This is a genomic window from Luteococcus struthionis, from assembly GCF_048595755.1.
Classification (GTDB): domain Bacteria; phylum Actinomycetota; class Actinomycetes; order Propionibacteriales; family Propionibacteriaceae; genus Luteococcus.
The window spans coordinates 3022389-3048530 of the sequence record NZ_CP184360.1 but is presented as its reverse complement, the minus strand read 5'-3'; the positions used below and the strand labels follow the sequence as shown (position 1 = coordinate 3048530).

The 26142-nt window shown below is 70.3% G+C and carries 17 protein-coding genes; 8 read left to right on the top strand and 9 right to left on the bottom strand.

What is annotated here, in order from left to right; all coding sequences use genetic code 11:
• Positions 1-17: 17 nt before the first annotated feature.
• From ACOAMO_RS14185 to ACOAMO_RS14175, 3 genes are all read right to left on the bottom strand, one after another.
• On the bottom strand, positions 18-902 hold the full coding sequence (locus ACOAMO_RS14185) for a PP2C family protein-serine/threonine phosphatase (protein WP_420175391.1): 885 nt from the start codon (positions 900-902) through the stop codon (positions 18-20).
• The gene (gene ligD / locus ACOAMO_RS14180) at positions 899-1900 is read right to left on the bottom strand and encodes a non-homologous end-joining DNA ligase (protein ID WP_420175390.1); all 1002 of its coding nucleotides are present in this window, start codon (positions 1898-1900) and stop codon (positions 899-901) included. The genes ACOAMO_RS14185 and ligD overlap by 4 nt, the downstream gene beginning before the upstream one ends.
• Positions 1901-2034: 134 nt before the next feature.
• Complete coding sequence (locus ACOAMO_RS14175) at positions 2035-2238, bottom strand: cold-shock protein (protein WP_420175389.1); 204 nt, start codon at positions 2236-2238, stop codon at positions 2035-2037.
• Positions 2239-2387: 149 nt separating this feature from the next.
• Here ACOAMO_RS14175 and ACOAMO_RS14170 point away from each other — a divergent pair, with 149 nt between their 5' ends.
• Genes ACOAMO_RS14170 through nudC form a run of 3 tightly spaced genes read left to right on the top strand, consistent with a single transcriptional unit; the run spans position 2388 to position 9796 of the window.
• Positions 2388-5624, top strand: coding sequence for an ATP-dependent helicase (locus ACOAMO_RS14170; RefSeq protein WP_420175388.1), 3237 nt, complete (start codon positions 2388-2390; stop codon positions 5622-5624).
• Positions 5621-8908 (top strand): UvrD-helicase domain-containing protein, encoded by a 3288-nt coding sequence (locus ACOAMO_RS14165; RefSeq protein ID WP_420175387.1) that lies wholly within the window; start codon positions 5621-5623, stop codon positions 8906-8908. Before ACOAMO_RS14170 ends, ACOAMO_RS14165 begins: the two co-directional genes overlap by 4 nt.
• 6 nt (positions 8909-8914) lie before the next feature.
• Positions 8915-9796: an NAD(+) diphosphatase gene (nudC, locus tag ACOAMO_RS14160; protein WP_420175386.1), complete on the top strand. Its 882-nt coding sequence runs from the start codon at positions 8915-8917 to the stop codon at positions 9794-9796.
• Between the two features lie 55 nt (positions 9797-9851).
• Here the strand turns inward: nudC and recD are convergent, their stop codons facing one another.
• Genes recD through ACOAMO_RS14145 form a run of 3 tightly spaced genes read right to left on the bottom strand, consistent with a single transcriptional unit; the run spans position 9852 to position 18279 of the window.
• On the bottom strand, positions 9852-11681 hold the full coding sequence (gene recD, locus ACOAMO_RS14155; protein ID WP_420175385.1) for an exodeoxyribonuclease V subunit alpha: 1830 nt from the start codon (positions 11679-11681) through the stop codon (positions 9852-9854).
• Positions 11681-15085 carry a UvrD-helicase domain-containing protein gene (locus ACOAMO_RS14150; RefSeq protein ID WP_420175384.1) on the bottom strand — a complete coding sequence of 1135 codons (3405 nt, stop codon included), beginning with the start codon at positions 15083-15085 and terminating at the stop codon, positions 11681-11683. The genes recD and ACOAMO_RS14150 overlap by 1 nt, the downstream gene beginning before the upstream one ends.
• Positions 15082-18279, bottom strand: a complete 3198-nt coding sequence (locus ACOAMO_RS14145) for an exodeoxyribonuclease V subunit gamma (protein ID WP_420175383.1) — start codon at positions 18277-18279, stop codon at positions 15082-15084. The genes ACOAMO_RS14150 and ACOAMO_RS14145 overlap by 4 nt, the downstream gene beginning before the upstream one ends.
• Positions 18280-18374: 95 nt before the next feature.
• Here ACOAMO_RS14145 and ACOAMO_RS14140 point away from each other — a divergent pair, with 95 nt between their 5' ends.
• The 3 genes from ACOAMO_RS14140 (at position 18375) to ACOAMO_RS14130 (ending at position 21252) form a co-directional block, all read left to right on the top strand.
• A complete protein-coding gene (locus ACOAMO_RS14140) occupies positions 18375-20531 on the top strand; it encodes an ATP-dependent DNA helicase UvrD2 (protein ID WP_420175382.1) in 2157 nt (718 codons plus the stop codon).
• 121 nt (positions 20532-20652) lie between these two features.
• Positions 20653-20820 carry a hypothetical protein gene (locus ACOAMO_RS14135; RefSeq protein ID WP_420175381.1) on the top strand — a complete coding sequence of 56 codons (168 nt, stop codon included), beginning with the start codon at positions 20653-20655 and terminating at the stop codon, positions 20818-20820.
• 96 nt (positions 20821-20916) lie between these two features.
• Positions 20917-21252: a WhiB family transcriptional regulator gene (locus tag ACOAMO_RS14130; RefSeq protein WP_420175380.1), complete on the top strand. Its 336-nt coding sequence runs from the start codon at positions 20917-20919 to the stop codon at positions 21250-21252.
• 9 nt (positions 21253-21261) lie between these two features.
• Here ACOAMO_RS14130 and ACOAMO_RS14125 read toward each other — a convergent pair whose 3' ends face one another.
• Entirely contained in the window at positions 21262-22176 is a 915-nt protein-coding gene (locus tag ACOAMO_RS14125; protein ID WP_420175379.1) for a hypothetical protein, read from the bottom strand.
• 145 nt (positions 22177-22321) lie between these two features.
• Positions 22322-22489: a DUF5679 domain-containing protein gene (locus ACOAMO_RS14120; protein WP_420175378.1), complete on the bottom strand. Its 168-nt coding sequence runs from the start codon at positions 22487-22489 to the stop codon at positions 22322-22324.
• A gap of 388 nt (positions 22490-22877) precedes the next feature.
• Here ACOAMO_RS14120 and ACOAMO_RS14115 point away from each other — a divergent pair, with 388 nt between their 5' ends.
• Entirely contained in the window at positions 22878-23444 is a 567-nt protein-coding gene (locus ACOAMO_RS14115; protein WP_420175377.1) for a M48 family metallopeptidase, read from the top strand.
• 54 nt (positions 23445-23498) lie between these two features.
• On the opposite strand, the gene ACOAMO_RS14110 is transcribed toward ACOAMO_RS14115, so the two are convergent.
• Positions 23499-24929: a zinc-dependent metalloprotease gene (locus tag ACOAMO_RS14110; protein WP_420175376.1), complete on the bottom strand. Its 1431-nt coding sequence runs from the start codon at positions 24927-24929 to the stop codon at positions 23499-23501.
• A 159-nt stretch (positions 24930-25088) separates the two neighbouring features.
• Between ACOAMO_RS14110 and ACOAMO_RS14105 the strand changes: the two genes are divergently transcribed.
• On the top strand, positions 25089-26141 hold the full coding sequence (locus ACOAMO_RS14105; protein ID WP_420175375.1) for a PDZ domain-containing protein: 1053 nt from the start codon (positions 25089-25091) through the stop codon (positions 26139-26141).
• Position 26142 lies beyond the last annotated feature (1 nt).

The following is a 26142-nucleotide window of genomic DNA, read 5'->3' as shown; positions in this document are numbered from 1 at the left end:
CCAACCTACCCGGTGCTTCAGACGGCGACAGGATCCGCGCTCGCGACGCCCTGCACCCGCAGCAGCGCGACGGTGATGTTGTCACGCCCACCCTGTTGGTTGGCCCACTCCACCAGTCGTTCACAGGCCTTCGCGGCGTCGCCCGCGGCGGCCTCGGCGGTCTGCTGCACCAGCGTCGACATCTGCTCACTGGGCGAGCAGTAGTTCCACAGCCCGTCGGAGCAGACCAACAGCCATCCGGCGCCGGTGACGGTGCGGGTGGTCTGCCGCGGGGTCACGTCCTGGGCATCGGGGCCGAGCCAGCGGGTGATCGCGTGGGCCTGGAACCCGTGCTCTGCCTCTTCCCGGCTCATGCCCAGCTCGATGCGCGCCTGGGCCACCGAATCGTCGACGCTGAGCAGTTCGGCCTGCTGGTCGTCGCCGATCCAGTAGGCACGGCAGTCACCGACATTGGCGACGGTGATCCCTCCGCCCGCCAGCACCACGGTGATCAGCGTGCACGAGCCCGGGGCGCCCGAGGAGCTCGGCTGGGTGAGGACGGCATCGTTGGCCGCCGCGAAGGCATCCACCAGGGTGGCGTTGATCTGGTCCTGCCCGGCCTGCGGCATGGAACGCAGCATGGCCACCATCGTCGAGCAGGCCACCTCGGCTGCGGTGGCGGCCGAGTGCTCGGAACCCCGCGAGGTCGAGACACCGTCGCTGATGGAGACCACGGCCACCTGCTGACCGTCGTCGTCCTCCCGGCCGCCCAGGGCCAGGGCATCCTGGTTGACCTCGTGGCGTTGTCCGACGTCACTGCACCCGGCCAGCCAGGCCAGGGGCGCGAGAGTGTAGTGGGCCCGGACGTGCCGGTCCGACTCGAACACACCGATGGAGGGTGTTGAGCGGTCGTGATCGGTCATGGATGAATCTCACCACGCGCGTAGGTGCCAGTTCCAGTCGGACGCGGCACAGGAGCAGCAATTGTTTCCTGCAGCAACTCGAACCACAGGTCACCGTGCTCCTCGACGCGCTGCAGCACCTGGGCCGGGGTGAACCGCAGCGCGTCCGGTTGGTCGACGGCGGCCACCTCGTCCCAGGTGACGGGAGTGGACACGCTCTCGCGTGGCAGGCCCCGCAGGGAGTAGACAGCAACGGTGTTGCGGGCCGCCCGGTTCTGCAGGTAGTCGATGAAGATTCGGCCCGGGCGCTGGTCCTTGGCCATCACGGCGACGAACTGGTCGGGTGCCCTTGAGGCCAGGGACTCGGCAAGACCTCGCACATGGGCCACCACCTGCTGCCAGGGGGTTGGTTCGATCGGGGCGAAGACCTGCAGGCCCTTCGAGCCGGAGGTCTTCACGAAGGGAACCATGCCGTCGCGGGCCAGCTCGGTAGCCACCACCATCGCCGCGCGGGCGGAATCGACCACGGTGGTCTGCGGGCCGGGATCAAGGTCGACGACCAGACGGTCGCTCAACACCAGTTCCTCGGCCTCCAACGGGATCGGCTCCTGCGGCCGCGCTGCGCCGGTTGCCAAGCCGTCCACCCGCCACTGGGGCACGTGGATCTCCAGGGCCGACAGGTTGGCCAACCAGACCAGCGTGGCGGGTGAATCCGCCAACGGATAGTTCACCGGGGTGTCGGCCGCATCGACGCGTTGGGTGGCCAGCCAGTCGGGCGCCCCGGCCGGAACATTCTTCTCGTAGAAGGACTCCGCGCTGGTGCCCTGCGGAAAGCGGCGCCGGGTCAGGCACCGCCCCAGCAGATGGGGGAGCATCACCGGCGCGATGCGCAGGTAGTAGTCGATGGCCTCTGCCTTGCTGAATCCGTTCGAGTAGAGCTGCCGCTCCAGGCTGGTCAGGGTGAGCGGCCGCCCGTCCACCTCGGTGTGGAGCGGGGTGCTCTGCGGTTGTGGGGGCATGCCGCCATGATGCCGCAGCAGGTCTGCCCAAGGACAGGAGTGGGCTCCGGGGAATGCTCCCCGGAGCCCACTGGGTCGACGCTGACCCGCGTCAGTTCCCTGTGCTGGTCCCTGTGCTGGTCACAGGGCTCTGGTCACAGGGCGCGAACCCTGTCTGCCTGGTTCCCCTTGGGGCCCTGCACGATGTCGAACTCGACGGCCTGACCCTCGTCGAGGGAACGGAAACCCGTCGAGTCGATGGCGCTGTAGTGGACGAAGACGTCCTCCTGGCCACCATCGACCGAGATGAACCCGAAACCCTTTTCGGCATTGAACCACTTCACGGTTCCTGTTGCCATGACTGAACTCCCCACTGGACCTACGTGTCTGCACGGAAGCCGCACTGCACGGCGTCCGCAGCCCACACTGTCACATCCGGGGGCCAACCGGTGAGGGCATCCACCGGGCTTGCACGAAACTGTCACAGGGCTCTGGTTGCATGGTGGCCGTGACGGACAGAACTTTCGTGTTGGCGCCTCCCACCGGGCAGGGCGAGACGGGCCTGCAGCTCGACGCCGAGCAGTCCCGCGTGGTGCAGCACCGGGCCGGGCCGCAGGGTGGGGCGCTGCTGGTGGTCGGGGCGCCGGGCACCGGCAAGACGAGCACCCTGGTGGAGTCGGTGGCAGCACGTGCGGTGGACGGCGACCTGGGGCCGAGCCTGGTGCTGACCTGGTCCCGGCCCGCCGCGCAGGAACTCAGGGCCCGGATCGTGCGTCGGCTGGGACGCAGCCAGGTGGCTCCCAAGGTGATGACGGTGCACGGTTTCTGCCATGCGCTGGTGCGTCGCTTCGGCAGCGTGGAGGGTTCGGACTCCTCGCCCCGGCTGCTGACCGCCCCCGAGCAGGAATTCCGCGTGCGCGAGCTGCTGGCACACCACGACGCGCAGGACTGGCCCCAGGACCTGGTGGCTGCCCGGGGGACGCGGGCCTTCGCCACGGAGGTGCGCGCCGTGCTGGCGCGCACCCGGCAGCTGGGCATGGATCCTGCCGACGTGGCGGGTGTGGGCCGCGCTGCCGGACGTCCCGAATGGGTCGCGGTGGGGGACTTCTTCGACGAGTACCTGGACGTGCTCGACGCCGAGGCGGCACTGGACTACTCGGAGCTGGTGCACCGCACGCGCCTGCTCCTGTTGGATCCGCAGGTGCGCGCCGCGCTGCAGTCCGAACTGACCAGCGTCCACGTCGACGAGTTCGCCGAGTGCGACACCGCCCAGGTCAATCTGCTGGCAGACCTGGTGGCCCTGGGGCTGGAGCTGGTGGCCTTCGCCGATCCCAGCACCACCGTCTTCGCCTTTCGTGGGGCGGAGCTGCGTTCGGTGGTGGACTTCGACGACCTGGTGGGTCGCGGGCAGGTGCCCACCGCCCGGATCGACCTGCTCACCAACCACCGGGCGGCCGCCGACCTCGTGCGTGCCTGCACGACGATCGCGGCACGGCTGCCCAACAACGGGTCGGGGCCGGCGGCGCGGGCCACCGCAGGGGTTGCCCGGGGACGGGTGCAGGCCCAGGTGCACGAGAGCTTCGGCTCGATGGTGGAGCACGTCGCCGGGATGCTGCGCGAGGCCCATCTGGACGGCGGGCTCGACTGGTCGCAGATGGCCGTCATGACCCGGTCCGGCCGGGGAGACCTGCCAGCGCTGAGCCGGGGGCTGGCAGCGGCGGGCGTACCGGTGGAGGTGGCCGGTGACGAGATCGCCCTGGCCGAGGAGCTCGCGGTGCGCCCCCTGCTGCTCGGTCTGGAGACGGCGGTCAGCCTGGTGCGGGGCGAGGACATCGATCCGGATGTGGCGGCGCGACTGCTGCGCTCCCCGCTGGGCGGGCTCGACAGCCTGGGCCTGCGTCGGCTGGCTCGGCTCTTGCGGCGCAACCAGGCCGCCGAACAGGACGAGACCAGCCTGAGCCCGTCGGCCCAGCTGGTGGCCAGGCTCGTGATGGAACCGCACTGGGGCCGGGCCCTGGCCGACGACGAGGAAGGGCTGCCCCCCGAGGTGCGCCGTGCCGTGGCGCTGGGTGAGCTGCTGGCCCAGGTGGGAGGAGTGGTGGCCCGCGGGGGCAGCGCCCAGATGGCCCTGTGGCAGCTGTGGAGCGGAACCCGATGGCCGCAACAGCTGCGCGAACAGGCGCTGGCTGGCGATGACGGATCGCTGCGCGCCCACCGTGACATGGATGCAGTCTGTGCCCTGTTCGACCTGGCGGCGCGCGAGTCGCAGCTGGTGGGAGAGAAGGGCGTGCGGGCCTTGGTGGCCGAGGTGGCGGCCCAGGCCATCCCGGCCGACACCAATCGCGAGTCCGACCTGCGCGACCAGGGGGTGCGGCTGGTGACGGCCCACCGGGCCAAGGGTGAGCAGTGGCCGCTGGTGGTGGTCGTCGGGGCGCAGGAGGGCAGTTGGCCCAACCTGGGGCGTCGCGGCACGCTGCTGGAGCCAGACCGGATCACGCCGCACGGAGTCTTGCCCCCAACCCCCACCAGCGCGGTGCTGGCCGAGGAGCGGCGCCTGTTCCACCTGGCGTGCAGCCGTGCCGAGCAGACCCTGGTGGTCTGCGCCGTCGAGGGCACCGAAGGCGAGGGGGAGCAGCCCTCGCGCTTCCTGCAGGAGCTCGGGGTGGAGGTGGAGCATGTGCCGGGCCGGCGTCGCCGCGCGATGACCTTGCCCGCCCTCGTCGCCGAACTGCGAGCCGTGTGCACCGATCCGAATGCGGCTCCCGCGCTGCGAGAGGCCGCCGCCGTCCGCCTGGCGCGGCTGGCCGACGAACGTGACAGGCAGGGCAGGCCCTTGGTGCCTGCGGCCAACCCGGGCAGCTGGTGGGGGATTCGTAGCTACACCGAGGCACCCGAGCCCGTGGCGAGCCCGGACGAGCCAATCGTGCTGTCCGGATCCCAGGTGGAGACGCTGCTGGACTGCCCCCGGCAATGGTTCCTGGCCCGTCAGGCCCGGGCCGAGGCGCAGCGGGGGAGTGCGGCCTCCCTTGGCTCGGTGATCCACGTGCTGGCCCAGCACGCCCTCAGCGACGAACTGTCCGCGGAGGAACTGACGGGTCACCTGGACCAGGTCTGGGAACAGATCCGCTTCGACGCAGAGTGGTTGTCGGCCTCGGAGCGCACCGAGGCGCAAAGTGCCCTGGAGCGCTTCGAGGCCTGGGCGGAGGCCACGCAGGACCGCGAGGTGTTGGGGGTGGAGGTGGACTTCACCACCACCGTTCAGGTCGACGGGGAAGAGGTGGTGTTGAAGGGCAGCGTGGATCGTCTGGAACGTGACGGCCAGGACCGATTGCGCATCGTCGACTTCAAGACCGGTCGTCACGTGCCCACCCAGGCGCGAGTCGATCAGATGGACCAGCTGGGCATCTATCAGCTGGCCGCCAAGCAGGGTGCCTTCGACGACCTGGCACCCGGCGAACGCCGGGTGGGTGGCGCCGAACTGGTCTACCTGCGCAAGCAGGACGGGAGCCTGCCCTGGCCCAAGGTGCTCAGCCAGCCCTCGCTGGACGAGCTGCCGCACGGCGTGCGCGGTCAGGCGGCCCCCGAAGACGCCGAGCATCCCACCTGGGTGCACGAGCACCTGGGGCGGGCGGCGCGCACCATCCGTGAGGAGCGGTTCGACGCCAGCCGCTGTGACCGTTGTCAGTTCTGTCCCTTCGCGCTGAGCTGCCCGGCGATGCGCACTGCCGAGGAGGTGGGCCGATGAGCCTCGTCCAGTTGCCACGCCCGCGGAGGGTCCTGTCCAGCACCGACGAGCTGTGTGATGCCCTCGGCATCGACTTCTCCGACGAGCAGCTCGCCGCCATCACCGCGCCGTTGACCCCGGCGGTGATCATCGCCGGCGCCGGTTCGGGCAAGACCACGGTGATGGCGGCCCGGGTCGTGTGGTTGGTCGGCACCGGACAGGTGGCCCCGCATGAGGTGCTGGGGCTCACGTTCACGCGCAAGGCGGCGGCCGAACTGGCCCATCGCGTCCGTCAGGCGCTGGAGAAGGCCGGCGTGCTCGAGCCGGACGGCGAGGACGCCGATGGTGAGGAGGTCATCATGACCTATGACTCCTTCGCCGCCCGGTTGGTGAACGAGCACGGCCTGCGCATCGGGGTCGAGACCGATCCGATGATGCTCACCGGAGCCTCCCGGTACCGGCTGGCCTCCCGGGTGGTGAGTTCGGCTGGCGGGCCCTTCGAACACATCTCGCGCCTGCGTCCGGCCAGCGTCACGGAACGGGTCTTGAAACTCGATGCCGACATGGCCTCGCACCTGGTGCGACGCGAGCAGGTGGTGGCGCACTCGCACGAATTCGTCGGCCACCTGGAGCAGGCGCCGCGCAACAATCGCGGCAATGTGTACGCGGCGGTGGGCCAGGCGGGGGCGGCCGCGATGGAGCGCGTGGAACTGCTCGACCTGGTGGACGGCTACCAGCAGCTCAAGCGCGAACTGGGCCTGGTGGAGTTCGCCGACCAGATGGCCGTGGCCGCCGAGCTGGTGCAGCGGGTGCCGGGAGTGTCGGCAGCGGTGCGGGACCGCTTCCGGGTGGTGCTGCTGGACGAGTACCAGGACACCTCGTCGGCCCAGGCACAGCTGCTGCACGGACTGTTCAGCGGCAGCGATCCCCAGCAGGGCCGGGGCCACGCGGTCACGGCGGTGGGGGATCCCTTCCAGGCGATCTACGGGTGGCGCGGCGCCGCGGCCAGCAACATCCTGCAGTTCTCCACCGAGTTCGCCAAGCAGGACGGCAGCCCCGCCGACTCCTACACGCTGAGCGTCAACCGGCGCAGTGGGCAGAAGATCCTCGACGTCGCCAATGACGTGGCCGCCACCTTGCGTGATGACCCGCTGCTGGTGCGTGACGGCCACGAGGCGATCAGTCTGGTGGCGCCGCCCGGCAAGGACGGGGGAGCGGTGCGCGCGGCCACCTTCGAGACCTGGCCGCAGGAAGTGGCATGGATCGCCGACCAGGTGGTGACCGACGGCCGCAACGCCACCGATCCGAGCGGGCAGCCACAGTGGTCCCGGATCGCCGTGCTGGTGCGTCGCAATGCCGACATCGCGTCGATCTTCTCGGCGCTGGTCGATCGTGACGTCCCGGTGGAGATCGTCGGCCTGGGCGGTTTGCTGAGGTTGCCGGAGGTGGCCGACGTGGTGGCCACGCTCACCCTGGTCAACGACGTCACTGCCAACCCGGAAGCGGTCAGGTTGCTCACCGGGCCGCGCTGGCACGTCGGTGAGCGTGACCTGGCGCTGTTGGGACAACGCGCGGTGGAGCTCTCCCGTGAGGTGCGCCCGGAGCGACCCGAGAGCCCAGACCTGTACAGCGACCTGGCCGACGCGATCGCCGACGTCGACCCGGCCGAGGTGGTGTGCCTGTTGGACGCGGCCGAGAACCCGGGGCCGGGGCCGTTCAGTGACCAGGCACGCGAGCGATTCGCCGCCTTCACCGCCGAGCTGGCCGACTTGCGCCAGCACGCCGACGAGCCCATCACCGAGCTGGTGCGTCGCGTGGTGCACACCCTGGGGCTCGACGTGGAGCTGTCGGCCACCGAGGAACTGGCCCGCACCAACCGGCGCAGCCAACTGGCGACCTTCGTCGATGCCGTGGCCGAGTACGTCGACGTGGACGGCGATGCCTCCTTGGGCGGTCTGCTGGCCTGGCTGGATGCGGAACTCGACCATGGCGCGGGGCTCGACCAGGCCACCCCCAGCGAGCGCAATTCGGTCAAACTGCTCACCGTCCATCGCTCCAAGGGGCTGGAATGGGACGTGGTCTACCTGCCCGCCCTGGTGGAGGGCGTCTTCCCGTCGGACCGGGTCACCGACAACTGGACCAAGAATGCGGCGGTCCTGCCGGCCGAGCTGCGCGGCGACGCCGACAGCATCCCGCAGCTGGCCGATGCCAGCAATGCCGCCCTGACCGACTACGGCAAGGAACTGAAGCTGGCGCAGCGCCGATCCGAGGACCGGCTGGCCTATGTGGCCATCACCCGCGCGCGCGAGCAGCTGACTGCCACCGGACACACCTGGCGGCCGGGACTGTCGCGTCCGCGCAAGCCGGCCACCTACCTGGCGAGCGTGATGGCCGAGGCCGACCGGCAGGGGCAGGTGCTGGCGACGGCCCCGCCAGTGGCCGAGCAGAACCCGGCCGCCGCACCCCAGGCCCGGGTGGAATGGCCGATCCAACCCGACCCCGACGCCCGGGAGCGGCGGCTGCTGGCCGCCGAGCTGGTGGAGGGAGCGCGCGAGCGCTTCGCGCAGACCGGCAGTCACGAGGGGCCCGCCGAGCAGCTGACGCTTGACCAGGAGGCTGCCGTGGCTCGCTGGGACGCCGAGATGGAGCAGTTGTTGGCCGAGGCACGGGGCGGTGACCGGGCAGTGGTCGAGGTGCCGATGCCGTCGGCGCTGTCCGCCTCCGCGTTGATGTCGGCCACCCGCGATCCGGAGGGTTTCGCGGCCTCGCTGGTGCGTCCCATGCCCCGCCGGGTCTCGGCCGCCGCCACACTGGGCACCCGCTTCCACGAATGGGTGGAGCGACGCTTCGGGATGGCGACGCTGGTGGATCCCGACGACTGGCCCGCCACGGACCTCACCGAGTCGGACCTGGCCCTTCACCGGCTGGTGCGCGCCTTCGAGCAGGGCCCCTATGCCGACAGGCAACCAGTGGCGGTCGAGGTGCCCTTCGTGCTGGTGCTGGGGGAAAGCCTGCTGCGCGGCCGGATGGATGCGGTCTACGCGGCGGAACCCGGCAGCGGCCACGACTTCCAGGTGGTCGACTGGAAGACCGCCAACCAGCCCAGCGATCCCACCCAGCTGGCGATCTACCGGCTGGCCTGGGCGCAGGCTCGCAAGGTGCCCCTCGAGCGCGTGGACGCGGTCTTCTACCACGTGCTCAGCGGCGAGGTGGAAAGACCTGCGCAGCTGGCCGACGAGCAGGAGCTGGTGCGGATGGCCCACGGTGGGAGCCTGCCCGACCTCCCGGGCCCGGGTAGCCTCTGAACCACCATGGATACTGACGAATCACTGGCCTGGGCGCTGCAACCGGTCCTGGACCGGATGCCTGCGGCGCGAGTCGACGAAGACCTCCTGCGGGCCCTGTGGCAGGCACCTGGGACCAGGATGTTGACCGTCGATTCCCGAGGGCGGGCCGAGGCCGACCCGGAAGGTGCGCCGGTGACCCGGCACGGCGATCGCTACGACCCGCGGCGTCATGTGCTGCTGGGACGCGTCGGTACCACGGTGTGGTTCTGCCACCGTGGCCCGGTGGCGGCGGGGGAGTCCCTGCGGGAGGGAAACCTGACCGGGGCCTGGCGCGAACTCGTCACGGCCGCCACGGCGGTGCTGGCCTGGCATGAGACTGCGGGCTTCTGCCCGCAATGTGGCGGCAGCACCCAGATGAGCCACGGAGGCTTCCAGCGCACCTGCACCCGGTGCGGGTCGGAGGTCTTCCCCCGCACCGATCCCGCGATGATCGTCGCCGTGCTGGACGATCGCGACCGCCTCTTGCTGGCGCACAACGGCAACTGGCCGGAGGGACGCGTGTCGATCCTGGCGGGCTTCGTCGAGGCAGGGGAGAGCGCCGAGCACGCGGTGGTGCGCGAGGTGCACGAGGAGTCGGGCCTGCAGGTCAGCGAGGCCCGCTTCCTGGCCAGCCAGCCCTGGCCCTACCCGCGTTCCATGATGCTGGGCTTCGTGGCCCGCGCCCAGGGCGAGATTCGCGTCGACGGCCAGGAGATCCGCTCGGCGCAGTGGTACACCCCGGAGGAACTGGCCGAGCACCAGTCCGCCGGCCTGACCCTGCCCAGCTCCGGCTCCATCGCGGGGCGGATCATCGCGCGTTGGCGCGCCGGTCAGCTGCCCGCGCCGGAGGGCGTCCTGCGCATCTGATCCGGCTGCGCATCTGAGGAGGCCGGGCATCTAATTCGGCTGGGCCTGGGCCGGATCACCAGCCGCGGGCCAGCCCGGAGGCGCGCACCGCGCGGTTCTCGATGGCCTTGGCGACCGCATCGGGGGTTCCCACCAGCCGCACCCGGTCACTGGCGCGGGTGACTGCGGTGTAGAGCAGCTCGCGGGTGAGCAGCGACGACTCGGCCGGCGGCAGCACGACGGTGACCTCCCGGAACTGGCTTCCCTGTGCCTTGTGGATGGTCATCGCATGCAGGCTGGCGACGTGGTCCAGCAGGAAGGGGGAGAAGGTGCGCGCCTGTTGGCTGCTGCCGATGGCGGCGCGCAGCCCTTGTTCGTGGGCCACCACCACACCGGCGTCGCCATTGGACAGGTCCAGGTCCTTCAGGTTCTGGGTGACCAGCAGGGGACGGCCCAGGTACCACTCGCCCTCGGCGCCATAACCGGCCACCTCGTGGCGCAGCAGGTCCTCCACCATGCGTCCCCACCGGGCCACGCCCCAACGACCCTCCCGGTGGGCGCACAGCAGTCGGTGGGAGTCCAGTGCCTGCAGCGCGCCCGGCACGTCACCGTCGCGGGCGGCAGCGTGCACGGCCTCACCCGTGCGCAGCACCTGGCTGCGCACCATGGGCAGGTCGGTCAGCTGCAGGGCGCCGGCATTGGTGGCCACCAGCTCGACGTCATCCCCGGCCTGGAGCAGTTCCAGCGCACGCTGGTCATCGCCCTGCCGGATTGCCTCGGCGAGGTTCGCGATCCCCTGTCCGAAGCGCCAGGTGTGGGTGAGCACGGTCACGCTGCCACGACGCGGACGTCCCCGGTCCTGCGGCAGGTCTGCGGCGCGCACCAGGTCGGAGAGCACGGCTCCGGCATCCACCGAGGTCAACTGGTTGGGATCGCCCACCAGCACCAGTCGGGTGTCGGGCCGCAGCGAATCCAGCAGCCTGGCCATCATCGGTAGGGCCACCATGGACATCTCGTCGACCACCACCACCTGGTGCGGCAGCGGATTGGCGGGGCCGCGACCAAAGCCACGGCCGGGTCCGCGCGCATCCAACAGCTTGTGCAGGGTGGAGGCCGAGGTCACCGCGGGCCGGGTGATCTCGGGGGGCAGCGCGGACAGGGCCGCGGTGACCGCCTCCTGCAGTCGCGCCGCTGCCTTGCCCGAGGGCGCGGCCAGCGCGATGCGCAGGGGCTCGTCGCTGACGGCCTGCAGCACGGCCAGCAGTTTGGCCACCGTGGTCGTCTTGCCGGTTCCCGGCCCACCGGCCACCACACTGGTCCAGTGGTTCGCGGCGTTGTGGGCGGCCTCTCGTTGGTGGTCGGTCTCGCCCGATGCCAGTCCCCGACCGTCGAAGAGCTGGTCGAGCAGGGCCCCCAGACGCTGCTGGTCGATGCTGGGCACGCTGCGGCGGGCGCGCTCGTCGAGTCGGGTGCGTACCGTGCGCTCCTCGGCCCAGTAGCGTTCCAGGTACAGCAGTCCGTCGACCAGCCGCACTGGGTGCTGGTTCACCGCAATGTCGGCGCCCTGGGCGACCATGCGCGAGCCGCGCAACCGCTCGAGCCAGGCCTCCGGGTCGGGCCAGGGCAGGGCGTCCACGTCATTGTCCGGGTCGGCGGCCAGATCGAGTGCCGGGTCGAGCATCTCGGCCACCACGCGCTGCCGCACCCCGGCAAGGTCGAGGCAGACCGACCCCAGCCGCAGGGCGCGCACGGCCAGCGCCGCGGCCAGCAGCACCTGAGGATCGTGTTCGTTCGACAGGCGCCCCAAGGTCTGCGCCACGTGCACGTCGGGTGCCAGCAGCACACCGGCAGCGTTGAACTCGTGCAGCAGCCCCTGGGCCGAGACCACTTCCACCAGCCGTGCCATCAGTGGCCTCCGATCAGTTCGGAGCAGCGCTCCACCAGGGCGGCACTGGGTTGCCAGGTGAACACGCCGCAGGGAATGCCGTCCACCACCGGGGTTCGTGCCCCGGCCATGCCGCGCACGAACAGGTAGCCGACGCCGCCCAGGTGCGTCTGCGGCTGGTAGCCGGGCAGACGTCGCCGCAGATGACGGTGCAGGGCGACGCAGTAGAGCAGCGCCTGCAGCGGGTAGTGGGCCTCGACCATGGCCAGGGCCATCGGGTCGGGGGAGTAGTGCCGGCAGGTGAGGGTCTCGCCTTCGGCGACCGGGATCCGGTTGGTCTTGTAGTCCACCACCCAGTAGCGCTGGCCGCGGGCGCCGGCGGTACGCAGGACCGCATCGATCGATCCGGTGAGGAAGCCGTTGAGCAGCTTTCCGGCGGCGGGGCTGCTGGCCAGGTGGGCCCCATAGCGGGCGGCGAAGTCGTCGTCGCCGGTCAGTGTGCGGTCCTGCAGGGCCGTGGCCAGGTCGTCGAGCGTGGCCAGCTGGTGCCGCACCCCGCCCATGGGCATCTCGAAATTCAGCTCGGCCAGGCGATCGGCGGGGGAGATGTCGCGCAGGCGTAGGCCGTCGGCCACCACGCCCAGCGGGGTGTCCAGCACTTCTTCCAGCCCGTTGACCAGCGCGGTGGTGTCCAGCCCTTCCACCGGCAGACGCGCGCTGAGATGGTCCACCAGACGCGTCAGGTCGTCGTGCAGCCGCGGTGAGGTGACATCGACCATCTCCAGCACGCCGTGCACCAGGCTTCCGAACTGCGTTCCGCCCGGCAGGGGTGCCAGTGAGGAGGCCAGTTCCGGTGCCTGCGGACGGGGTGCGGTGTCGCCGTGCTGGTCGTCGCGCACCAGGTGCACCACTGGGTCCTCCTGCACCTCCACCTCGTCCAGTTCGGCGGCCTCGACGGGGGTGCTGCGCTGGCCGTGCACCTCCTGCGTGAGCCCCGAGTACGACGTGCGTCGCCACCCGTGGTCGATGCGGCGGGTGAAGCGACGCGCCTCCAGGCTCGGGTAGCCGCTGCGCTCGGCCCGCCACTGGCGGGGCGGGGCCGCAGCGACGGGGACCATCCCTACCAGCGCGGGATCGAGTTGCGGCACGGCAGTGGGATCGGCAGGCAGGTCATAGGCCAGCTCCGGTTGGCTCCCGGGGCGGCGCGGCCCCTGCAGCAGCCGGTGCAGCGCCGATCCCTGGGTGTGCACCTTGGTGGGGGCCCACCACATCACCAGCCGTGACTTGGCTCGTGTCATGGCGACGTAGAGCGTCCGCAGCGATTCGGCACGTTCCTGGGACTGACGAATGGCCTGGCGGGCCGACCACTGGGCGTCGACCCCCAGGTCGAGCACCCGTTCCCCGTCCAGGTGCAGCACGCTGGGGTCTCCCTGCCGCGGTTCGCGGGGCGCCTCGTGGGCGGCCTCGGGCAACAGCACCACCGGGAATTCCAGCCCCTTGGCGCCATGGATGGTCATGATCTGCACGCAGGAGGCGTCGGTCTCGAGACGACGGGTACGGTCGTCGTCCTTGCTGGCGCGTGCCTCCTCCATCCGGTCGGCAAGCCATTCGGTCAGTGCGGCAGGACCCAGCTGGTGCCGCACCGCGGCGTCATTGAGCAGCTGTGCGATGTGGCGCACGTCGGTCATCAGGCGTTCACCATCGGGGCGGGCCAACAACCGCTGTGACAGGTCGGTGTGGTCGGCCAGGGCCTCGTGCACCGCCGGAATGCCCTGGGCATCGAGGATGCGGCTCAGGGTCTTGATCAGCACGGCCAGTTCCGCCATCGAAGGGGCGCCGGGGCGTTCGTCCACCGCTGCCGTCAGGTCGGTCTCGCTCCAGCCCACCAGGCAGCCCAGTGCGGCGCGTTTCATCGCCTGCGCCGAGGGTTCCACCAGGGCTCGCAGCAGATGGAGCCACGACTGGGCCGCCTCACTGGACATCACGGTGGCGGCACCACCGAAGACCGCGGAGACCCCGGCCTCGTCCAGCGCCTGCTTGATCTGTTCACCGCGCCAGTTGGAACGCACCAGCACTGCGATGTCGCGCGGCAGCAGGCTTCGCCACCGCTGGCCGTCGTCCACCTGCCAGCCGTCGGAGAGCAGGCCGATGACCTCGTTGACCAGGTCCTGGTCGACTGCGCGCGCCCCCGACGAGGCCGAGTGCGGGGCCCGCCCCGGCCGGGGCAGGCAGCGCACCTGCACCGCCGGCTGGGCTTGTGGACCACGGATCCGGCTCTGCTGGTGGTGGGACTCGACCTCGCGCACCACGATCCGATCCGACCCCAGGGCCGAACCGGCGAAGACCTGCAGCACCCCGTCGACCACCGCACGGTCACTGCGGTGGTTCACCGGAAGGGTCAGCACCCGGTCGGCCTGCTCCACGGCCCTGAGGTAGCTGAACACGTCGGCACCGCGGAAGGCGTAGATGGCCTGCTTCGGGTCGCCGATCAGCACCACGGTGGAACGCCCGACGAAGGCGGCCTCGACGATCTGCCACTGCACCGGGTCGGTGTCCTGGAACTCGTCGATCATCACCAGGGGATAGCGCGCGCTCAGCGCGGCGATCGCCTGGTCGTGCGTGGGCAGTTCGACCAGGGCATCACGCAGCCGCTGCACCATGTCGTCGAAGGTGTAGAGCCCCGCCATTCGCTTGCGCTGCTCGAAACGTTCTCGCACCTGCTGGGCGAAGTGGATCCGCTCAGCGGTCAGACCGCGGGCCTCGACGGGCACCAGGCGCGCCTGCGATTCGCGCAGTGCTGCTCGCCCGACCTCGCGGAAGCGGGCAAAGGTGGCCAGCTTGGCGGGGGGAGTGGCGGCTCCGTTGACCTCGTGGGCCAGGTAGACGTCGTGCACCACCTGGGAGGCCAGGTCGTCGACGTCCTCGACGAAGCGGGTGGTCTGGTCATGGTCGACCAGCAACCCCAGGCCGCTGAGCATCCGTTGGCAGAATTCGTGGGTGGTGGCGATCGTGGCGGCATCGATCTCGGCAAGCGCCTCACGAACCCGGGCCTGACGTTCCCGCACCTGGTCGTCCGGGGCGTCGACCAGGTGGCGATCCACCAGGTCGTCCGGGGTGACACGCTCGGCCAACCAGCCCTGCAGGGCTGCGTCGGTCTGCCGCAACCGGGCATAGACCCGGTGCCGCAGCTCGCTGGTGGCGGCCCGGGAGAAGGTGACCATCATGATCTGGTGCAGCTGGAAGTGCCCCTCGGCGATGTAGCGCACGGCCAGGGCGGTGATGGCATAGGTCTTGCCGGTGCCGGCGGAAGCCTCCAGCACCGTGGTGCCGTCGGGCAACGGACCGCACAGGTCGAAGGCAGCGGGCTGGCTTGTTCCAGATTGGGCTGCTTCGGGTCGGGCTGCTTCGGATCGGGGCCGGATCATCGCACATTCCCCACACTCAGGTGCTCGCGCAGCGGCGCGAACAACCACTCGGACAGGTTCTCGAATCGGGAGGGACCCCCCATTCCGGGGTCCTGCGGATCGCCCGGGATGCGACGCAGGGCCTCGAAGTCCGGCCCCAGGAAGCGGGCCCAGTCGGCATCGCGTTCGAAGCGGAATTCCTGCCCGGCCTTGGCTTCCGGGTCATGGTCGCGGAAGGGACGAAGCGGGGTCGCCCCGGTGAAGGTGGCGGCGGCCTTCACCGGCAGGGGCACCAGCGTCCGCAGCCCGCGCCGTCGTAGCGCCGCACACTCGCCCAACAGGCGTCGACACTCCTCGGGGGGAGGGGCGCTCAGCGTGGCGATCGCGTCCTTGCCGATGTGCAGGGCACGCCAGCCGACCTCGGGCGCCGGTTGGGTGGCAGCGAGCAACAACAGGTCGAACCAGGCCTGCAGCAGGTGGGTGGCATTGGTCCGGGAGAAGCCGTGGCCCACCACCTGGTGGGCATGCACCCGGACGCGTCCGGTGAGGTGCTGGCCGTCGGGCAGGGCCAGTTGGCAGTCGACGTCGGTGGCGGGTGCCTGCCGCTCTCGCAAGGCGGCGTCCACCACCCGGGTCACCGGTGGCATCAGCTTCTCCAGCGTGCGGCTGCCCAGCTGTCCGGGGGGAAGCGCCCCGCGCAGCCGTTCGGCGGCGGCCACCTGGTCTGGTGGCAGGCCATCCAGCGCCAGCTGGACCATCCGGTCACCGATGGCCCACTCCTCGAGTCCCGTCGGGTCGATGGGGAGTTCGTCGGCCAGGTTCTCGTCCCAGGAGGTCATGCTGACGCCCATCCGGCGGCGCAAGAGCTCGCGGGCCGGGTGCCGGTAGAAGTCGAGCAGGGCCGTCAGTTCGAGCACCTCTTCCTGCTGCCAGTCCGGCTCCCCGAGGTCTGCCTGCCACAAGGGGCGCTGCACGGGGCGTTCACCCGACAGGAGCAGTTCGCGAGCCCGGGCCCCGGCGGCCGAGGCACGGTCGAAGCTGAAGGCGGGTTCGTCGTCGCTCTGGTGGAAGTTCACCGCCGACTGTGGTTGCAGGGTGTGCTGGTGCTGGCTCAGCCGCACCGCGCCGTCCTTCTCCGCCGCCGCCACCAGGTCCACCAGCGCCACCGGCGCAGGCACCGCCTCGTTGGTGCGTGAGGTGTAGCCCTGGTGCACCACCAGCAGGCGTTCGGTGGCCGAGCCGACGGTGGTCAGCAGCTGGTGACGGGAACGGGCTCGTGGATCGGCCTCGGCATCGGCGCCGGTCGACGTGGCGGTGAGGTCGTCACCGTCCAGTGGGGGACGGTGCGGGAAGCGTTGGTCGTCCAGGCCCAGCACCACCACGACACGGTGGTCGATGCCGGCCACGTCCTGCAGGCCGCACACCAGCAGCGACCCGTTGCCGAAATTGGGGCGGCCACCGCTGGTGCGCAGCAGCCGGTCGAAGAGCGCCTGCACGTCGCCCAGCCCGAGCAGTGCGGTGCGCTCCACGGTCAGGTCGGCCAGGTCGGCCAGTTCGCTGCGCGCCCTGGTGAGCTGCCAGGCGTCGTCCGCGCTGGTGCCGGTGAGCAGGTCGAGGCCTTCGTGCAGCCGTTCGATCCATTCCTGGATCGGGGCGGGCTGCCGCCACTGCGCCACCAACTTGCGGGTACGCGAGACGATCTCGGCCAACAACCCGGCGGCCATCACGTCGGTGCTGTCGATCTGCTCGACGGGCAGGGCGGTTCCCAGCCATCCCAGTGGCTGGGGCCCCATCGCGACGCCGGTGAGCACGCGATCGACGCCGGCGAGCCAGGTCGACTGGCGCACCTGCCCCACCCCGAACTCGTCGCGGTGACGTCCGTCCAGACCCCAGCGCACATCGGACTGGGCGACCATGCGGGTGATGCGTTCCAGTTCGTCCTCGCCCAGGTCGAAACGGGTGGCCACCGGGGTGCTGCTGCACAGGTCGACCAGATCCTGCGCGGTGGCCCGGTCGCCTGCCAGGTGCAGCAACAGGCGCAGCGTGGCGAGCACCTGGTTGGGCTGGGCCAGCGAACCGTCGGCCAGTTGCACCCGCAACTGGTGACCCGGGTGCAGGTGGGTGTCCACCTCGTTGGGATCCAGACAGAAGGCGGCCCGAACCAGGGGGGCGTAGGCATCAAGATCGGTGCAGGCCACCAGCACGTCGCGTGGCTCCAGGGTTGGATCGTCCTGGAAGAGCCCGCACAGCGCCTCGCGCATGACCTCCACCTGCCGATCACTGCCATGGGAGGAATGCACCTGCACCACCGCGGGCAGCGGCTCCTTGGCAGGCACCTGCCCCACACTGCGCTGCTCGGTGGCCAGCTGCTGCCATCGCTGCAGGGCGAGCAGTGCCGTGGAGCCCCACCGCTGCACCAGGTGGGAGGAGGAGGCCGCCGGGACCAACTGGTGCACCTGCACGCGCTGCCGACCTGCCAGGGCCTCCACCAGCTCCCGATCCAGGGGAGCGCAGGGGTTGGGGTTGACCAGGTGCAGCACCGGGCACGGCAGCACGGGGCCGTCATGTTCCGTGAGGGCGCGCAGCAGATCGTCGTGGCGCGTCACCGGATCGCTGACCTCCAGCCGGTCGCAGACCCGTCGCCACAGCTGCGGCTGCCACTGGGCCCACTCGTCGAGCGGCTCGCCCCGCGGGCCGACTAACTCGCCACGCCGCCAGGCGCGCAGCAGCTCGGGGCAGGTGTGGCAGTAGCGCAGGAAGAGTCGAGCGATCCGGTCGGCGGTGGCCAACCGGCGCCCCGGCCGCGGCCTGTCGGCGCTGCCGACGCCGGTCACGTGCAGTTGCACGGGCGCGAACCATGGCTCACCCACACTCTGGTCCATGACGTCCAGCACGCCCAGCGCCAGGCCACGGGAGCGCCACGGGTCGGTGCCCGGCTCGATGCCGAGCAGTTCTTCGGCCAGCTGCCGCCGCAGCCCCCGCAGACCGACGAAGTCGATCGTGGCGCAGATGCCCTCACGCAGTGCGACGTGCTGTGAGATGGCGCGGCGGGCCGCGGGCGCGTCCACCACCAGGAGTTGGCTCGCGAAGGGGTCGGCCACGTCCGATGACAGGGTCGCAGTCAGGTCGTCGCACAGCTCGCGCCAGCTGGCGCACAGCACCAGTTCGAGCCCCGGATCGGGGGTGGGGGTGGAGGCAACCGGTGAGCTGTTCATGGTGCCAACCACCCTAGAGGCGTCCACCGACAGTTTTGGGGTAGGGCCGTCGGCGATGCCGTGGAAAGGTCACAGGCCGTGGATAGGGTGAGCCCGTGCCCAGCCCCGACCAGATCCCCGCAGAACCTGCGGCCATCCTCGACGCACTCGATCCCGAGCAGCGCGAGGTGGCCACCACCTTCGACGCTCCCGTGGCGGTCATCGCCGGTGCGGGAACCGGCAAGACCAGGGCCATCACGCACCGGATCGCCTACGGGGCCCACACCGGCGCACTGGATCCTCGAGGTGTCCTCGCGGTCACCTTCACCACGCGCGCCGCCGGCGAGATGCGTTCCCGGTTGCACCAGCTCGGGGTGGGCAAGGTGCAGGCCCGAACCTTCCACTCGGCCGCGCTGCGCCAGATCCAGTTCTTCTGGCCCCGTGCCTACGGTGTGGAGCTGCCCGAGGTGACCGATCGCCGGATGTCCCTGGTGGCCGAGGCCGCCTCCCGGCACGGGCTGAAGGTGGACACGGGCCTGCTGCGTGACCTGGTGGGGGAGATCAGCTGGGCGAAGGTCTCCAATGTCACCGCCGGCGAGTACCCCGCGATCGCACGTGCGGCCAATCGCACCCTGGCCGGGGCTGATCCGGAGACGGTGGCCAAGGTCTTCACCGGCTACGAGGCCGCCAAGCGCAACCGCGGGCAGATCGACTTCGACGACATCCTGCTGTGCACCGCCGCGCTGTTGAGCGAACACGACGAGGTCGCCGACCAAGTGCGCGCCCAGTACCGGCACTTCGTCGTCGACGAGTACCAGGACGTCTCCCCGCTGCAGCAGACCGTGCTGAACCTGTGGGTGGGGGAGCGGCGAGACCTGTGCGTGGTGGGCGACCCGCACCAGTCGATCCATGCCTTTGCCGGGGCGCGGGCCGACTACCTCACCGGATTTGCGCTCGCCCATCCCGGCACCAAGGTCATCCGTCTGGTTCGTGACTACCGTTCCACGCCCCAGGTGGTGGAGCTGGCCAACAAGGTGATGGCCCCGCGTCGCGCTGCCCAGCTGGCCGCCCATGCCGTCGGAAAGGCTCACCAGTTGCATGGCGTCAACCTGGTGGCGCAGCAACCGCCCGGGCCAGAGGTGGAGTTCGGTTCGCATCCGGAGGAGGCCGACGAGGCCCGCACCATCGCCCAGTGGTTGAAGGCGCGCCACGACGAGGGGGTGGCGTGGCGGGAGATGGCGGTGCTCTTCCGGATCAATGCCCAGTCCCCGGTGCTGGAAGCGGCCCTGAGCCAGCAGCAGATCCCCTACCTGGTGCGCGGCAGCGACAAGTTCTACGAACGGCCCGAGATCAAGCAGGCCCTGGCCCAGCTGCGCGCCGCGGTGCGCGCCGAGCCCGAGGGCCCCGGCCTGCCCCTGCTCAAGGACGTGCTGGCCGGTGTCGGATGGTCGGTCGAGCCGCCGGAGGGCTCTGGATCGGTCCGCGAGAAGTGGGAGTCGCTGAACGCCTTGGTCGATCTGGCCCACGACATCACCGTCGAGAATCCCGAGCACGGCCTGGTGGAGCTGGTGGCCGCCCTGGGGGAGCGGGCCGCACTGCAGGAGGCACCGGTCAGTCAGGGAGTGACCCTGGGCACACTGCACGCCTCCAAGGGACTGGAATGGGACGCCGTGTGCCTGTTCGGCATGCAGGAGGGAACCCTGCCCTTCGTGCTGGCCACCACCCCCGAGCAAATCGACGAGGAGAAGCGCCTGCTCTACGTGGGGATCACCCGCGCCCGGCGGTACCTGCGCATCTCGTGGAGCCGCTCCCGCAACGGTGGACGAGGCAACCGGGGCCCCTCCCGCTTCCTCGACGGCCTGACACCCGCGGCCCTGGCCCAGGCAGCCGAGCAGGCCGCCAAGGCACCCAGACGCAAGAGCCGCCGCACTGCCCAGTCCCAGACCTGCCGGGTGTGTGGCAAGGGGCTGCAGACCGGGGCCGAGCGCAAGATCGGCCGTCACGCTGGCTGCCCGTCCAACTACGACGAGGAATTGTTGGCCCGGCTCAAGGAATGGCGTCTGCGCACCGCGCAGGCGGCGAGCATGCCGGCCTTCGTGATCTTCACCGACGCCACCCTGGTGGCCGTGGCCGAGACCGAGCCCCGCAGTGAACAGGAACTGCTGCGCATCTCGGGCGTGGGACGCACCAAGGTGGAGCGCTACGGCCAGGCCCTGCTGGCCATCGTGGCCGGGGAGGACCCGGCCCGGGACGACACCCTGCCCGAAGCCTGAAAGGGCAACGAAATCCCTAGTCAAAAATATGTTGCGCAAGTCCTTGCGGCCTCATAGATTTGACACCACGAACTCACGCGGAAAGGCCGTGTGGGACGAGATTCGAAAGGAGGGCAGAGCCATGGGCAACCAGAACACCTCTTTGGTCACGATGCTGCACCAGCTGACTGCCCTCCGCATCCCGGTTGGCGCCACTGTCGGCGCCATTGCCACCGGCAAGCGCTTCGACCGCACCCGAATCCTCGTCAACCACATCTTCGCCCACCCCTCTCCGCCGCACCTGGTCTGAGCCATCGACTGGCAGGCCGTGACGTCGGGGAGACCCGGAGTCACGGCCTTCGTCCTTCTCCGGGGTCCACTGCACAGGCCATCAGGAGTTCCAGACATGACCATGACCCTCACCGCGATGTCTGCGTGGGATCTCGACGTGCTCTCCCTCAGCGCGCCCAGCAGCCCGGCTGCCTGCGTCGATGCCGACCCCGAACAGTTCTTCTCCGACGACATGACCGTCGTCGAGCGGGCCAAGGCCCTGTGCCGATCCTGCCCGGTGCGCGAGCAGTGCCTGGCCGGTGCCCTGCAACGGGGTGAGCCCCACGGGGTGTGGGGCGGCGAGCTCTTCGACGGCGGGGCGGTGATCGCCCGCAAGAGACCCAGGGGGCGCCCGCGCAAGCACCCGCTGCCCGAATCCCAGCCTGCCGTGGCGCGGGAACGGGCCGCCTGATTGCGGCCGTCACGGACGCCAGCAACACCCGCAGTCCGGGTGGTGCGTGAAGTCCACCGAGCGCGACTGGGGATGCTGCAGGTCGATCATCTCGACGTGGCCCTCGAGCCTGGCGGCATTGTCCAGACTGCGGAGCAGCCACCCCACCTCCAGCACCGCGCGGGCCGCCACGGCACTCGCGACGGACGCGTCGGGCTGGGCCGGAAGCCCCATCAGGCGCGCCAGGACCTGGGGCCACTGCGGGTCGCCCTGGGTGCGAGCCAGGTCGTGGCAGGTCATGCACGGGGAGCGCCCGGTGAGCACCAAGGGGCCGATGCGACCCACCTCGCCATGGCAGCCGAGCACCAGATGAGGCAGGTCATGGCGCACCAGTTGGTCCAGCACCATGCGGTCGGCCTCGGCGCGATCGGGGGCCACGAGCACCAGCTGGGTGCCCTGGTCGGCAAGCTCGGCAACCTCGTCGATGCTGCGGACCCGCTGCCCATTGCGGGGGCGCAACCAACGAGCCAGAGCGGCCCCGCCAGTGGAATGACGGCTGCCGGGCCACACGTGCGGATCCGGCGGGCTCGGGTCGTGGCAGTCGAGCCGGGGGATGCCGGAGCGCAGCAACCCCTGGGTGAGGTGGCGTGCCAGCTGTCCAGACCCGATCACCGCAACCTGCAGCGAGGCCAGCGGTTGGCGGCAAGGGTGTGCCACGGCCAGCCCGTGATCGGTGAACAGGTCCAGCAGGCCGTCCAGGCAGCGCTGGTCGTCCTGGGAGAGACCTCGGTGCAGTCGGGCACGGGTGGCCCAGCCGTCGGCGCCGACCAGTCTGGATTCCACTCGCGGGTCGGCGTCGGGCAGTTCGGCCCAGCAGGTCTCGTCAACCCAGTAACGCACCGCGTGGCTGGTGGAGATGCGGTGGGCCCTCACACGTGTCGGCATGAGGCCATCATGGCCCCACCGCTGGGGTGATGCGGTGGCCACCAACACTGCGGCAACACCCGGACAACACCGCAGGGGGCGGGCAAACAGCCCACCCCCTGCGGAGATCTGGTGGCGTCACTGACGCCGGTGCTGAACTACGCGATCACTTGGCCTTGCCGAGGATGCGGTTCAGGTTGGTGCCGCACTCGGGGCACTTGGCCTTGGCCATGCGGGTTCCCTTGTCGTTGACGACGACATTGCCCGAAGCCTCGCGCTTGTCCTTGCACTTCACGCAGTAGAACTCACCGCTGTAGGTCTCTTCGTCGGCCATTATTCCTCCTGAGATTGTTGTCCGGCCGGCAGCCAGTTGAGAGGCGGCCACCGGGCTCGACGTTCACTGTAGCCATGCCCACACAGCAAAAGTGCGGCATTCGGCCGCGGCACGCCGTGTTCGGGCTACGTTCTGGGCGAAATCGCGGCCTGCGGGCCACGCCAGGGACCCCGGAAGCCCTGAACCTGGATGAAGCGGGCACGAGTGAAGCTGACATGAAGGAAGCCCTCGGCGATCAAGATCGTCTGCCTTCCCCTGCACACGATCGACCAGCCGAGGGCCTCTGCTCAAAACTAGTGTGGTCGGCAGGCCACGTCAAGCCAATCATCAGACCGAATGGAGCAAGCGACGGATCGGTCGCGTCCGAGTGGTCTGACAGACTGGCGCCATGAGCAGGACCCGCCCCGCCAGCACCGAGATCGACGGTGTCCACGTCGAGCTGCGGCGCAGCGCACGGCGACGCAAGACCGTGCAGGCCCGGCGCGAGGGCAGGGGGGTGGTGGTGCTCTTGCCCGCAGGCCTGCCCGAGAGCGTGGAGCGGGAGTGGGCCGAACGGCTGACCCGTCGCGTGCTGCGTCGCGAAACCGCCCGGCAGCAGGACAAGACGCCCGATGCACTGCAGGAGCGTGCCACCCGGTTGGCCCAGGAGCACCTGGACGAGGCCGTGGGCCGCCCGGTGCGCGCCAGTCAGGTGCGCTGGGTCACCAACCAGCAGCACCGCTGGGGCTCCTGCAGCCCGGAGACAGGACAGATCCGGCTCTCGTCCCGCTTGCAGGAGATGCCCGACTGGGTGGTCGACTACGTGCTGGTGCACGAGCTCGCACACCTGGCGGAGTTCAACCACACCCCGCGATTCCATGCGCTGGTGGCGCGCTACCCGCAGGCCGAGCGCGCCCGGGGTTTCCTGGAGGGGTGGCAGGCCGCGACGCAGCGCGAGCCCCGCGACGACTGTTGATCGACGAAGGGGCTCGCGAGGCTGCGACGGGGCTCGCGAGGCTGCCGGACAGGATCAGCCCCGGTCATCACCCTTCGGATCGTCGTCCTCGCCCTCGTCACCGGTGGGCCGCTGGCCCCGGTCCCCCTCGGCCTCCGGCGTGCCGGCATCGCCGCTCTCCTCGGCCAGCAGCTTGGCCAGTTCGGCGTCCAGGTCGTCCACCACGGGCTTGTTGCTCTCGCCACTGACATAGGCCAGCGGATCGTCCAGGTCGGCGGCGGTCGGGATGAGGTCGGGGTGGTTCCAGACCGCGTCACGGCCCCCGACGCCGCGATCCGCGGTCAACGCGGCCCACAGGTTGGCGGCGTCGCGGACGCGTCGCGGGCGCAGCTCGAGGCCCACCAGCGACTTGAGCACGTCCTCCGACGGGCCACCGGCGGCGCGGCGACGACGCACGGTCTCGGCCAGCAGCGAGGAATTGGGCATCCACCGAGCAGTGGCCTGGGCCACCACCTCGTCCACCCAGCCCTCGACCAGGGCCAGCAGGTTGCCCAGTCGCCCGAGGATCTCCACCTGCTCCTGGGTCTGGGTCGGCTCGAAGAGCTTGCCCTGCAGGTTCTCGGAGATCTCTGCCATCTTCTCCGGGGTCATCTGGCCCATGTCGTCGATGTCGATGGCGCTCTCCAGCGCACTGGCATCGATGGTGATCTCACGGGCGTAGTGCTCCACCAGCGCCAACATCTGGGGGGCCAGCCAACCGACCTGGTGGAACAGGCGCTGACGTGCCGATTCACGCAACATCAGGTAGAGCAGCACGTCCTGGTCGCCCACCTCGAGCCCCTCGGAGAAGGCGGCGACATTGGTGGGAAGCACGGCCGCGCGCGGAGTGCTGAGCAGCTGGAGCCCGATCTCGGAAGCGGTCACCACCTGGGTCGAGGCCTGGGCGATCGCCTGGGCCAGTTGCATCGAATACATCGCTCCGGCCGCCTGGCGCAGCATCGGCTGCATCATGGCGCCGAAGGCTCCCAGTTCCGCGGGCATCTGGGCGGTCTGACCGCCCATCAGGTTACCCATCGCGCCGGCGATGTTCGTGACGATCGGTTCGGTGACCTGCTCCCAGGCCGGCATGGTCTCCTCGATCCACTCCGCACGGCTCCAGGCCACGGCACCGCGGGGCAGCTCACCGAAGTCGCAGGCCTCGTCGAGCCACAGGTTGGCCAGGCGTTCCGCGTCGGCGACGTCGCGCTGCTGCTGGGCGGTGATGCTGGGATCGGGTCCCAGACCGGCTGCCACCTGGCGCGCCGCATGGCGGGTGCGCTCCCAGTTGATGCCTGATCCGCTGGTGGCCTGGCTGGTGAAGGCCCCCATCTGCTGCTGCAGGCGGGCCATCAACTGGTTCAGGTCGAGCTGGCCGTCGGCGCCGGGGGTCAGCCCGAGCTGACGCAGGATCTCGGCCATCGGGTCGTTCGGCTGGTCGTCGCGGTGGGATCCGGTCGGGTCGCTCATGGCTCCATTCAACCGCACGGCTCAAACCGGCGACAGGCCCCGACCGTCCGATCCGGGTGTCTGGGCTGGTCAAGGTAGGGTGACGCCCATGGACCCCGTGCACCGTCGGGGCGCAGCATCGCGCCCGGCCAAGTCTGACGAAGCGCAGGTGGCGCCGCGATGACGCGCCAGACCTGGACGGCGATCGTCTCGGCAGTGTGTTTCGTCGTGCTCGCCATGCTGCTGGCCCTACTGCCCGTGCCCTTCGTGGCCTGGGGCCCGGGGCGCACCCTGAACCTGTTGGGGGAGGGGGACTCCGGCAAGCCCGCTGTCGAGGTCGAGGGTCTCAAGACCCATCCGGTGACCGGGGAGCTGCGGATGACGACCGTCTCGGTGACCCGGGTCGATTCGAAGCTGAGCCTGCCCGAGGCCCTGTTCGCACACGCCCTTCCCAAGCGCGACGTGCTGGCCCGTGACGTCGTGTACCCGCCGAGCAAGTCACTCGACCAGGTGCGCACCGAGGAGGTGGCGATGATGGACGACTCCAAGTCGGAGGCGATCGTCGCGGCCCTGCGTGCGGCCGGCGAGAAGGTGCAGCAGATGCCCATGGTGAAGTCGGTGGGGCTGGCCGGCCCCGCCTACTCCCGACTGCAGCCCGGTGACCTGATCGAACGGGTGGACCGGACCGAGGTGCAGCGCCCGGCCGACGTGGCACGGCTGATCGGGCGCCACGCGGTCGGCGACCCGGTGGTGCTCTCGGTGCTGCGCGACGGCAGGCAGATGGACATCACCGTCACCACCGTCTCCTCGAACGAGGACAAGAAGGTGCCCGTGATCGGTGTGCGCACCGTCGAGGGCTACCTGTATGCCCCCACCGTGAACTTCGGCATCGACCCGAAGGTGGTCGGGCCCAGCGCAGGGCTGGTCTTCAGCCTTGCCATTTACGACATGATCACGCCCGGTGACCTGCTGGGCGGACGCAAGGTGGCAGTGACCGGCCAGATCTCGGCCGACGGCACCGTCAGCCCGATCGGCGGGATCCAGGAGAAGATCGCCGGTGCCGAACGAGCCGGCGCCGAGTACTTCCTGGTGCCCAGCGGCAATTGTGGTGACATCGGTGGCGTCGACAGTTCGATGCGACTGGTGAAGGTGGGCACCATGGGCGAAGCGGTCAAGGCACTGTCGGATCTTCGCTCCGGTGCCAGCCCCGAGTCCCTGCCGCGTTGCGCATGAC